The organism is Algoriphagus litoralis (assembly GCF_003259255.1).
GTDB classification, from domain to species: Bacteria; Bacteroidota; Bacteroidia; order Cytophagales; family Cyclobacteriaceae; genus Algoriphagus; species Algoriphagus litoralis.
The window spans coordinates 21,901-33,125 of the sequence record NZ_QGOL01000005.1 but is presented as its reverse complement, the minus strand read 5'-3'; the positions used below and the strand labels follow the sequence as shown (position 1 = coordinate 33,125).

General features: G+C 43.3%; 13 protein-coding genes and 1 pseudogene. 5 read left to right on the top strand and 9 right to left on the bottom strand.

Annotation, left to right across the window (positions count from 1 at the left end; genetic code table 11):
• The first annotated feature begins 331 nt into the window (after positions 1 to 331).
• Both DK188_RS05735 and DK188_RS05730 read left to right on the top strand, forming a co-directional pair.
• Complete coding sequence (locus DK188_RS05735) at positions 332 to 439, top strand: Maf family protein (RefSeq protein ID WP_394335838.1); 108 nt, start codon at positions 332 to 334, stop codon at positions 437 to 439.
• 114 nt (positions 440 to 553) lie between these two features.
• The gene (locus DK188_RS05730) at positions 554 to 1,342 is read left to right on the top strand and encodes an AAA family ATPase (protein WP_111669859.1); all 789 of its coding nucleotides are present in this window, start codon (positions 554 to 556) and stop codon (positions 1,340 to 1,342) included.
• On the opposite strand, the gene DK188_RS05725 is transcribed toward DK188_RS05730, so the two are convergent.
• From DK188_RS05725 to DK188_RS05695, 7 genes and pseudogenes are all read right to left on the bottom strand, one after another.
• A complete protein-coding gene (locus DK188_RS05725) occupies positions 1,339 to 2,415 on the bottom strand; it encodes an MBL fold metallo-hydrolase (protein WP_111669858.1) in 1,077 nt (358 codons plus the stop codon). The two genes, DK188_RS05730 and DK188_RS05725, sit on opposite strands and share 4 nt — an antisense overlap.
• Before the next feature lie 229 nt (positions 2,416 to 2,644).
• Positions 2,645 to 3,739, bottom strand: coding sequence for a 4-hydroxyphenylpyruvate dioxygenase (hppD, locus tag DK188_RS05720; RefSeq protein ID WP_111669857.1), 1,095 nt, complete (start codon positions 3,737 to 3,739; stop codon positions 2,645 to 2,647).
• A gap of 173 nt (positions 3,740 to 3,912) precedes the next feature.
• Entirely contained in the window at positions 3,913 to 4,914 is a 1,002-nt protein-coding gene (locus DK188_RS05715; protein ID WP_111669856.1) for a 1-acyl-sn-glycerol-3-phosphate acyltransferase, read from the bottom strand.
• A complete protein-coding gene (locus DK188_RS05710) occupies positions 4,911 to 5,813 on the bottom strand; it encodes a bile acid:sodium symporter family protein (RefSeq protein ID WP_111669855.1) in 903 nt (300 codons plus the stop codon). Before DK188_RS05710 ends, DK188_RS05715 begins: the two co-directional genes overlap by 4 nt.
• A gap of 62 nt (positions 5,814 to 5,875) precedes the next feature.
• Positions 5,876 to 7,123, bottom strand: a pseudogene (locus DK188_RS05705) (cation:proton antiporter).
• A 144-nt stretch (positions 7,124 to 7,267) separates the two neighbouring features.
• The gene (locus DK188_RS05700; protein WP_111669854.1) at positions 7,268 to 7,963 is read right to left on the bottom strand and encodes a hypothetical protein; all 696 of its coding nucleotides are present in this window, start codon (positions 7,961 to 7,963) and stop codon (positions 7,268 to 7,270) included.
• A 67-nt stretch (positions 7,964 to 8,030) separates the two neighbouring features.
• On the bottom strand, positions 8,031 to 8,606 hold the full coding sequence (locus DK188_RS05695; RefSeq protein WP_111669853.1) for a Crp/Fnr family transcriptional regulator: 576 nt from the start codon (positions 8,604 to 8,606) through the stop codon (positions 8,031 to 8,033).
• Positions 8,607 to 8,713: 107 nt separating this feature from the next.
• Between DK188_RS05695 and DK188_RS05690 the strand changes: the two genes are divergently transcribed.
• Positions 8,714 to 9,073: a bleomycin resistance protein gene (locus tag DK188_RS05690; RefSeq protein ID WP_111669852.1), complete on the top strand. Its 360-nt coding sequence runs from the start codon at positions 8,714 to 8,716 to the stop codon at positions 9,071 to 9,073.
• Between the two features lie 253 nt (positions 9,074 to 9,326).
• The gene (locus tag DK188_RS05685; protein WP_111669851.1) at positions 9,327 to 9,704 is read left to right on the top strand and encodes a hypothetical protein; all 378 of its coding nucleotides are present in this window, start codon (positions 9,327 to 9,329) and stop codon (positions 9,702 to 9,704) included.
• Positions 9,705 to 9,737: 33 nt separating this feature from the next.
• On the opposite strand, the gene DK188_RS05680 is transcribed toward DK188_RS05685, so the two are convergent.
• Entirely contained in the window at positions 9,738 to 10,457 is a 720-nt protein-coding gene (locus DK188_RS05680; RefSeq protein WP_111669850.1) for a head GIN domain-containing protein, read from the bottom strand.
• Between the two features lie 42 nt (positions 10,458 to 10,499).
• Here DK188_RS05680 and DK188_RS21440 point away from each other — a divergent pair, with 42 nt between their 5' ends.
• Positions 10,500 to 10,637: a hypothetical protein gene (locus DK188_RS21440; RefSeq protein WP_157963173.1), complete on the top strand. Its 138-nt coding sequence runs from the start codon at positions 10,500 to 10,502 to the stop codon at positions 10,635 to 10,637.
• Between the two features lie 63 nt (positions 10,638 to 10,700).
• On the opposite strand, the gene DK188_RS05675 is transcribed toward DK188_RS21440, so the two are convergent.
• Positions 10,701 to 10,892 (bottom strand): cold-shock protein, encoded by a 192-nt coding sequence (locus tag DK188_RS05675; RefSeq protein ID WP_103923601.1) that lies wholly within the window; start codon positions 10,890 to 10,892, stop codon positions 10,701 to 10,703.
• Between the last annotated feature and the right edge of the window lie 333 nt (positions 10,893 to 11,225).

Sequence of the window (11,225 nt, the reverse complement as noted above, 5' to 3'; positions counted from 1 at the left end):
ATTGGATTTCTAGGGATAGGAAAATCTAAAGCCCACAGATGACGTATATAGTCACGGATTTTCATCATTCATCTGTGGTAATCTGTGAGCAAATAAGAATCAAGATTGATTGATCAGAAATTGCAAACCTCATGTCCAAAGCAGGGGTCTAAGGTATTCAGGAATGGATTGGATTTGTAGAGATAGGAATATTTAAAGCCCACAGATGACGTAGATAGTCACGAATTTTCATCATTCATCTGTGGTAATCTGTGCTATCCGTGAGCAAATAAGAATCAAGATTGAGATATCAAAAATTGCAAACCTAATGGCCAAAGCAGGGGCCTAAGGTATTCAGGAATGGATTGGCTTTGTGGGAGTGACCGGAATCGAAGGTTCTTATTTCACGGTGATGGGTTTCCCGCAGCACTTGGTCTACCAGCAGTTGAAGAAGTGGTGAAAAATTCTTAAGCTCAAAGATGACGGAGATAGTCACGGATTTTGATCATTCATCTGTGGTAATCTGTGCAATCTGTGAGCAAAAATCTCCTACTTCAATTAGCTTTGAGTTTCAATGATCTTTCTCCAAAACATATCGCTTCCTCCCGGAAATACCCGGCAATTCCCTTTCAATATTCCTTCCTTCAGCGGCTTGGATTCTCTGAGTTTCAGGAATCCGATTACGGTTTTTGTCGGGGAAAATGGCTCGGGTAAATCTACCTTGCTCAAAGCCCTGGCGATGAAAATCAACTTGCCTGCGATTGGTAGTATGGATTTGGAGCAGGATGAAACTTTAGATGGATTCCGCCAATTCAGTGAAGGGATAATCACCCGCTGGGAGCGGACCCGAACTTACAGAGGCTTCTTTTTTCGGGCTGAGGACTATTTTGGCTTTGTCAAGCGACTGCGATCCATTGATCAAGAGCTGAAAGGAGATATCGTTGATTTTGAGAAAAACCTAAGTGGCTATGGTCTAAAAGTGGCTGTGGGTGCAATTCACGGTCAGAAAGAAGCTTTGCAGCGGAAATACGGCGATTTGACTCAAGTTTCACATGGCGAAGGCTTCCTCAAAGTCCTTCAAAACCGTATCCAACCGGAAGGAATTTACCTAATCGATGAACCTGAAGCCGCACTTTCCCCTCAGCGTCAACTCGCACTTTTCTCCATGATCAAAAATCTGGCAGTGAATGAAAACTGCCAATTCATCATCGCGACGCATTCTCCCATCCTAATGAGTTTGCCGGATGCACAGATTCTTCAGTTTGACGATTCAGTTCATGAGGTTGCAGTCGAGGACACGGAGCATTTTTCGATCATGAAAAACTTCCTCAACAATCCTGAGGCATTTTTGAGATTCCTCTAAGCAAAGAGATTTCTGCCTACTATCGGGTCGATGAGTGCATGATTCACCGATTCAGGATTTGCTTTCAACCAGTCCAAAGGCTCCAAAAGCGGTTCATCTGAGAGATCAAAAGTCCCAAAATGCATAGGAATGAAGTGTTTTCCCCCCATTTCCTGAAACACTTTAGCCGCATCCATCGGAGAGATGTGTGCCGGATGCATAAACCACTCGGGCTTGAATGCTCCAACTCCCATCAGCGCATAGTCCGGCGATCCCAACGTGTCAGCGATGAGTTTAAAATGTGGGCCATATCCGGAATCACTCATGAAATAAACAGTCTTGTCCCCGCTTTCGATATAATAGCCTCCCCAAAGTCGCTGATTGGTATCGAGCAGTCCTCGTCGGGACCAGTGACGTGTCGGTACATAAGTGATCCGAAGTGATTCCTTGAGGTCATACGATTGAAACCAGCCCGCTTCCTGAATTTTGTTTTTTGGCATCCAAGCTTGAAGCAGTGGGGCCATATTCATTCCTGTGAGAATCTGTGCCTGCGGCAAAAGTTTCCCCAAAAGCTTTAGCGTAGCTTCATCACAATGATCCCTGTGATCATGCGAGACCAAAATGTAATCTACATCCCGAATCTGCTCAGGAATAATCGGAAGAGCCGAATTCCGCTTCAGGATCCAGTTGTCCAACCACACCGGGTCGATAAGAATCGTAACTCCAGCGATGTGGAGGAGGTAACTGGCATGTCCCAGCCAGATCAATTCATCCCGGCCATTTGGTTTGAACGTTCCGATAGACTCTACTTCGAGACGTCTCTTATCTGCCTTTTTCTCCTCTTCCTGGGGATTTTTGCCCATTTTCCATTTGAGTACTGCCGCGAGACTGGCTTCAAATGGATGGTAGAGATTTTGAAAAGTACCATCGCTCAGTCGGGGAGTGCCCTGCCAATCCAGCGGAGTTTTATGGTAAGGGAGTTTAGGGTTGTGCGTATGGTTCAAAGTTGCAGGTCCGTTTAAGTCTAGGTTAGAGAGTAATATTCCGGCAGGGATGATTCCAGCCAAGCCAGTCAGAAAAGTTCTTCGCTTCATTGGTGAATTATTTCAGCTTACTAACCCGTGAGAAAGCCAAAAAGTTGCCCAAGCTACTGAGACTAAAAAGTTTATTGGATTTCTTGAAAATTGGCTTCCACTTTCCGGAAAGCAAAAAGCCGATCCAGACGTCAATCCGGATCGGCTCTTAAAAAGAACATTTCTAATTTCATACTGAGCGGCTTGCCCGCCGTGGCGGGAAGTCGAAGTGTCAGGGTGACACCAGCTCTTACAGATTCCCCCTCAGTTCCTGCTCTCGCTCGATTGCTTCAAAAAGTGCTTTGAAGTTGCCTTTTCCAAAGGATTTCGCACCTTTTCGCTGGATGATTTCGAAGAAAAGGGTAGGGCGATCTTGTACGGGCTTGGTGAAAATTTGAAGCAAATAACCCTCATCATCCCGATCCACCAGAATGTTTAGCTCTTTCAATGGCTGCAAGTCTTCATCAATTTGGCCTACCCGATCCAACAAGTCGTCATAGTACGAGGAAGGAACTTCCAAAAACTCTACACCTCGACTTCTCAATTCACTCACCGTATGGCAAATGTCATCCGTGGCAATGGCCATGTGCTGAACTCCCGGTCCTCCATAGAACTCCAGGTATTCTTCGATTTGCGATTTCTTTTTACCTGCTGCCGGTTCGTTGATCGGGAACTTGATGTAGCCATTTCCATTGGAGACCACCTTGGACATCAAGGCGGAATACTCGGTAGAGATGTCTTTGTCATCGAAGGTGAGGAGCAGCTTGAATCCCATGACCTTTTCATAAAAATCGACCCACTTATTCATCTGTCCCAGTTCCACATTTCCCACGCAGTGGTCAATGTATTTCAAACCGATGCCAGTTGGCTGATAGGTGCTTTTTCGGGGTCTATAGCCTGGAAGGAACACACCTGAATAGTTTTTTCGCTCTACAAAAGTATGAATCGTCTCTCCGTATGTGACGATGGAGGCGACCTTCACTTCACCGAATTGATCTTTGATGACCTCGGGAGCTGAAGCTGATTCGGCACCACGTGAAGTGGTTTCCAGCCAGGATTTCTCAGCATCATCTACCCAGAGCGCAAGGACTTTCACCCCATCTCCATGTCGTTGGATATGTTCTGCAATGGGATGATTGGGTCCAAGCGGGGAAGTGAGTACCAGTCGGATTTTGTCCTGCTTCAAAACATAGGAAGCCCGGTCTCGCACTCCGGTTTCCGGACCAGCATAGGCGATCAATTCAAAACCAAAGGCATATTGGTAGTACAATGCACTTTGCTTGGCATTGCCAACGTAAAGCTCCACATAGTCAGTACCATTGAGAGGTAGGAAGTCTTGGTTCATAATGGGTTAGATTTGGGTTGAAATTCTCATTCAAAGTTAGAAACAAAGCCAAAGAATATTTGGTTTGGGTCAAATCTTTTTTCTCAATAGGGCTCACAGATGTCACGGATTCCCACAGATTTAAAAATTGAGCCTTAATCTTTGCTTATCTGTAACCACTGTGAGAAGGCTGCCTATTCCTGTGGATTCTGGTTTCGCCACAACGTAATCCAAGCCAAAATCAAAAATGTCAATCCCCAAGTCCCAAAAGCAGTGTCCATCGCCAACCACAGCAGGAAAAAGTAATAAGGAACGGCCAGCACAAAGCCTATCAGAAACTTCCAAGTCGAACTGAAAACCTCATCTTTGACGCTTTTGCTCTTCCAAAGCCACAAGGCATACAGCGGAAAATTGAAAATCTTCATCACTTTATTGTTCAAGCTAGAAGAATCTGAGACGGGATTGAGTACGTTGCCTGTTTCCAAGAAATTATGAACTTCCGGCTTTGAGGTCAGGTCCACGTCATTCTCGATGAGTTTTTGAAGTTGCGCTTCATATCCCTGATCAGGAATATCTACGATCATTGCTCTCAAGGCATTCTCTACAGCTTTGGTCAGTTTGCCCGATTGGGAGGGCGGCATATCCACGGGGATGACTTTTCCAAAAGTAATCCTCACCCTACTCCCAGACCGCATATGGGCGCTAAATTGCAAGCCCACAGGCAAAATCACGGGTTCGAGTTCCGGGTATTTTTCCTTTAGTCCAAAAGCCATTCGCGTAAATCCCTTACTCAATGGCCGGAGATTTCGTACCAGACTGTGACTGCCTTCGGCAAAGATGACCACAGTTCCATTTTTGCGCAGCACTTCAAAAGTCTGATCAAAGGTGTGCTGATTCTGTTGAATCGTGGAGAATCCATCCCTGACGCGGTAAACGGGTAACATTCGGATGAAATGCAGCAGACTGGATACAAATCCATTGGTAAAGACCGATGCCCGGGTGAGAAACCAAGGATTCAGTCGGGTATGAGTCGCCAATAAAAGAGGATCGATCAGTGCATTTTGATGATTCGCGACTAGGATTACAGGACGATTTTTGGGAAGATTCTCCTTGCCTTCCACGATGATCTTGCGGAAATAGCCATGCAGGGCAATTTTCACCAAGAATCTCAGAATAGCATTGACCAGATTTTTCATGTACGTGATTTCCAAAGACTGGCGATGGTTATGCCCGAAATAAGATGCCAAATTCCCCATAGCGCGGTGATGATCGCCATGCCTCCCAGTCCTTCAAAGTAAGTAAAAATCAATACGAGCCCCAATCCTGAATTTTGAATTCCTGTCTCGATAGTCAGCGTTTTTACATCGGAAAGTGGCAAGCGACCCGCCTTTCCACACAGAAAACCAGCGCTTAAGGCAATCAAATTGTGGGCAAAGACCCAGAAAAAAACAACTCCGATATACTGAATAAAAATCTCAAAATTCCCGGCAAATGCCAGTCCGACAAATGCCGCAAAAATCGCAATGCTAAGCGGTTTTAAGATTTTGGAGGCACGATCTGCAAAGCGCGGAAACTTCTGGCGAGTGAAAATCCCCAAAATCAATGGAACACCCAGAATGATAGCAACGGTGAAAAATACCTCCGATATGTCCAAGCTTATCTTGCGGAGCAGAAGTGCAGTAGGGCTGTACAATCCCGCCCATAGCGCAAAATTCAAGGGAGTGCTGAGAATTGACAAAACTGAAGAAAAGGCCGTCAAACTAACCGATAGCGCGGTATTGCCTTTGGCCAAGCTGGTGAGAAAATTGGAAACGTTGCCACCTGGACAGGCAGCCACCAGAAACATCCCCAAGGCTACACTCGGCGGAGGCTGAATTATCAAAATCAAAACCCAAGTCAAGAAAGGCAAAAGCAGGAATTGGGAGAAAATCCCAAGTAAAAACCCTTTGGGATTCTTGATCAGGTAACTAAAATCAGCCCATTTTAAGTCAAGAGCCACACCATACATGATCAGTGCTAAAGCTAGATTGAGTAAAAGGAGATCTCCCTGGGAAAAATTCAGACGGACAGAATCTAGCGGGTTGGTGGTGGACATTTACCCGAAAATCATTGGAATAGTTGATAAATCAAAACATCTCATTTTTCCCACACCAAAATTCAGGATCCATGCTTTTTCAGGATCCGTTTGACCAGCTTACCAATGGTCAAACCTTGGAAGATAATGGAGAATACAACAACAACATAAGTGACTGTAAGGAAAAGTTCACGCTCCATTTCAGGCTGTAGGGAAAGGGCCAAGGCGATCGAAATTCCTCCTCTGATTCCTCCCCAAGTCATAATCAGGTCGGTTTTGGGAATGAATTCCAGTTTTTTGCTGAAAAGGGCAATGGGGCCTTTCAGTGCAATATATCGGGCTAGAAGTGTGATGGGAATAGCAATGATTCCAAGCAAAATATACTCTCCATTGATGGTGATGATCAACAGCTCAAACCCAATCAATACAAAGAGGATGGCATTCAGAAAGACATCTACTAATTCCCAGAATTTGTCCACATAGATTTGTGTTCCTTCGGACCAGGCGACCTCAGGAGATTTATTTCCAATAAAAATTCCTGCGACCACTACTGCCAAAGGACCTGAAAAATGAAAATAGGAAGCCAGGGCATGAATACCCATCACCAAAGCAAGCGTAATCAGAACCTCGGTCTCGTAGTGGTCTATGCTTTTCATGATCTTAAATCCAATTCAGCCCATCAACAAGCCTAAGGCCATACCTCCAAACACTTCCTCAAAGAAGAGTAGGCCCACTTCCTCTGCTTCTACAGATTCAATGCCTCGCTGAGCAATGGAGAATAAAACCAAGAATATTACTACGCCAACTCCATCATTGAAAAGCGATTCACCCACTATTTTGGTCTCTAATTTCTTTGGAGCATTCGCGTCCTTGAGGATACCCAAAACGGCAATTGGATCGGTAGGTGAAATCAAGGCGCCAAATAGAAGACAATAGATGTAATCTATCGGATGATTGAATGCCAAAGCCACATAATAAAAAATACTTCCAACAATGAAGCTGGAGACGAGTATTCCAAATGTGGCAAAGAGAATAATCGGACCCCGTTGCTTAGCCAGATCCTCCAATTTGGTATGAAGTGCTCCCGCAAAAAGGAGAAAACTGAGCATTACATCCAACAGGACCGTCTCGAAATCAATGGATGCGATCAATTCTTTGGATTGAACCAAAATCCGGTTTTCAAAATGCCCTAAAACGATGATTACCAACGTAAATACCATTGCAATAATCATCAAGCCAATGGTAAAGGGCAGTTTTAGGAATTTTGTATTCACATAGGCAAAGACAGCAGACAGAATGGTCAGAACTGTGATAATCGTAAAAATTCCCATGGTCAAAAGTCTTATTTAACCTATAAGTTAGAACTCTTGGGTAATTTTCAACTACTAAAATCCCGAAATCAAGTTGACATTTTTCTTTATTTCATTGAATTCCAGATGAGTATGCATGCTTCTTGAAATGACAAATTCATCAGTTTAAAACTCCCACCGGGTAAACACACCAAAATTATCTTTTGCGATCCGGTTTGGTCCATATTGATCCCAATTGGCTCCTAATCCAAATCCAAGTGGTCCTTTTTTGACACCTGCTCTCAGGTATAGAAAGCTTCGGTTGTGACTGTTTTCGGCAAATCCATAATTGTACACAAACTGCACTCGCGAATAGAAAGACCAAGTCTCATTGATCGGTGGCTTGTATTCATAGAGTCCAAAAAGTTTTAGATCCTGTGTTTCATTGATCAGGTAATTGAGTACGGTGATAGCCAATACTTTTCGGCTGGCAAAGCTGTGCTCTACTCCGACGAGAGGACTGAACCCGACGACCGAATTCCCTTCGCCTCCTGCAGCGATGGCGAAACCCTTCTTTCCGATGTTATAATTGAATTGAAAAGGGATCACTACCGAGTTTCCTATCGCATCATTTTTATCCCAGTTTTCTGAAAATACTGAGATCACCAGCAAGTCAAGTTTACTTTCCGGAGCGAATTTCTTTTTTACAATCAGCTGAAAATTGAGCTGCTCATGGCCAAGAAACAATTCCAATGGAATGGGAGGGGAACCCGGTTTGGATTGTGCATACGTTGTACCCATGGCCATTGTGAAATAAAATAGGAATAAAAGGCATACTTGGGTCAGCCTGAATTTGAAGATTACTATGTTGAGCTTTTTCATGCCCAAAATTAGAATCGGCTGATTCCCTGACTCTTGCTCTATGTCAATGTTTTAGGCTCTTTTACAGCTAAAGTTCCGCTTTTAGCCTGCTGAGTGTATAGGAAGTGATACCTAGATACGAAGCCACCAATCTGCTGGGAATACGATTCAGGATTCCGGGTTTATGGTTCATGAGCCATTTCAGACGTTCAATCGCAGGCTTTCCCTGCAAATCGTAAATCCGCTTTTGGGAAGTGATGTAGGCCTGTTCGAGCATATTTCGATAAATGAGATTCACCTGCGGGACAGTTTCTACCAGATTGAGAAAATCAGTTTTTGAGATTCTCAGCACAACTGATTTTTCCACGGCCTGAATATTTTCAATGGCGGGTTTGCCTTCGATTAGGCTTGTAAGGCTGGTTCCAAATTTATTCTCAAAGGCAAAGTATCTAGTAAGTTCTTGTCCTTCGAGTCCAATATGGTACATCCGCAAGGCTCCACTACAAACAAAAAGATTGAAATTACAGACCTCACCTTCGCGAAGGAGGTACTCATTTCGCTTCACTTTTAGAAGAACAAATTGATCCTTAAACTTCGAAAATTCCGCTAAGGTCAAAGGCGCCAAAGCTTGGATATAGCTCAGAAGTTGATCATGTGGGCTCATTTCGGTATTTGTAGCGTGATTTGAAAATAAGATAGCCTTTGAACGGGAATTGACAAATTCAACAGGGATATTCCAGAAGATTATTCCTAATTTTCTAAAAAAAAATCATGCTAGACCAGGTACAAGTCATCCCCAAACTACCAGCAATCGATCTTGAAGAAACAAAAAACTACTTCGAAACTGCCTTGGGATTTGAATTGGTCAGCCGATATCCCGACTATCTGATTATGAAAAGCGGAGCTACCGAGCTGCATTTTTTTGAGTTCAGCGACTTGGACCCACTTACCAATTATTCCATGATCTACCTTCGTGTGCCCTCAGCGATTGAGGAGCTTTATGAAAAGCTGAAAGCATCCGCAGCGCTGATACATCCAAATGGTAAATTGGAAACCAAGCCTTGGGGAGTGAGGGAATTTGCGATTTTGGATCCCAATCACACCCTTTTGACTTTTGGTCAGCTTCTTTGATTTTGCATCAAATGCTCCCGGTAGGTGTAGCGGATGAAATGAGTTTTCCGTCCCTGCTTTAAAATCCAAATCCTATGTAATGCCACTGAGAAATGATTTTTACATCGGTGGAAAATAATCTGGGGAATTCCTTTTGGGAGCAAAAAAAATCGAACTCCTGAAATCGAACATGACCATGTCGAAGTCACACAGAGGAATGATTAGTTGTCTCATGCGAGATTCCATTTGAACACATTAAACAAAATATAAATAGATGAAAAAAGTCTTACTGTTGTTTTTGATCATTTCTTCCTTGATCAGTTCTTGTTCAGAGGAGGATCTGGATCCTGTTCAAGCCTGTAATACGAATAACGCATTGGTAGAATTGCCATGGTTGGCCGAATTAATTGAAGCACAGGAACAATCTGAAATCGGGAAGAAATACAGCTATATTTCCAAGGGAATCTACCAAGGGGAAACGATTTTTTCACTTCAGAATTGCTGTCCATTTTGTAACAGCATCTACCTGGTAATCAACTGTGAAGGAGAGACTTTAGGCTATTTAGGCTCTGGGGGAATAGAGCCCAGCTCCATCACCGACTGGGAAGTGATCTGGAAATCCTCGGAAAACACCTGCGTAACCGAAGATTAAATTTAAAATATGTCGGGAAAGTAAGCAGGTGGATTAATTCCTGCTCACTTTTCCGATTCCATTGATCTCTTCCTTGATTACTTCGGGATTGCCGGTGTAGCTCACTGCGCCGATTCCGTCAACTGTTATGGAAAGCTCTCCCTCGCAGTGCACTGCCACTCGACCGATTCCGGAGGACACCAAATTCATATTCTGAGCCACCAGTTCACTCGCATCTACATTGCCTAGGCCATCATTTCTCAGACCGATAGAATTGACATTGCCACGCAGTGTAATGCTGCCTAGCATTGAAAATATGGCTTTGATCGTGGTGGCTTCGATCTCTAGGTTGAGGTTTCCCACTCCGTCGCCTTTGATTTCTAGGTTTTCCACCTCGAGGGGAGTTTCGGTTTTGATATTCCCCACACCTTCAAATTCAAATTCTTCTAAATCAGAGACGGTGAGATAGACGTCTAACTTGGAGTTTTTCTTGAAGAAGTTTTCGTTGACTTCTTCAAAATCCAACTCTAGCCAATCTCCATTCTGTGTCACTTTGAGTTTTTTCGCCATTTCATCGGAACCTTCTATTCTGAGATTAGGATTATCTCCCTGCGAAAGGTACAGGTTGAAAATGCCGCTTACTTTCAGTTTTTTGGTCGATTCGATGACTCGTTCTTCACTGATGCTTTCTTCGGATTTTTTGCTGAAGTTCAGTGTACAGGATTGCACCAAAAGTGTTAGCAGTAGAATAGGTAAAAGCAGGTTGGTTTTCATAGTATTCTGGATTAGAGGTTTGTCGTTGGAATTCTTTAATGGATGAAGTTAATCAACTTGGCAGAAAAACACGAATGGATCAGCACCATACCTGTTTGCCAGGCATCCGACTTTGGGAAGATTAATCTGGTTTCAAAAAAGAGCTTTGAAAATAATCCTAAAGCAGCGGAATGGCTTTAAATAGAAATTCCCGCCGGGATCGGATCCAGACGGGAATTTGATGATACAAAAAAACTAAATCGCTTAAGCGACTTTCACATTTATTGCATTCATTCCTTTTTTGCCTCGCTCTGTGTCGAAGGTAACCTTATCGCCTTCGCGGATGGTGTCTACAAGACCACTTACGTGTACAAAAATTTCCTCTCCTGAGGCATTGTCAACGATGAAGCCAAATCCCTTGGTTTCGTTGAAGAATTTTACTGTTCCGGTATTCATTTGGAAAATTTAAAGATGTTGTTTGGCAACTTGCCAGCCCAAAACTAACTGGATTAAAAGTAAAAAATTGATTTTCAGCGATTTTTATTCAAAAAAGAGGCGAAAAAAATTAAACAATTGATTTTTAGCCCCTTTTTGACAGGTAAAATTGGGTACTTTTTTCAGAGAAAGAATCGAAAACCACCAAAGCCGTCGCCTTCTTAGGTCCTCTTTTTTATCAAAATAAATTTTAAAAGGCTGGAATGGCTGATTTTGATACGGATTTACCTGAGGAAATTCTGAGATAAGGATTTGGCCTAAATCCATATTTTGTGTATTTTTCAACAGCTTCAT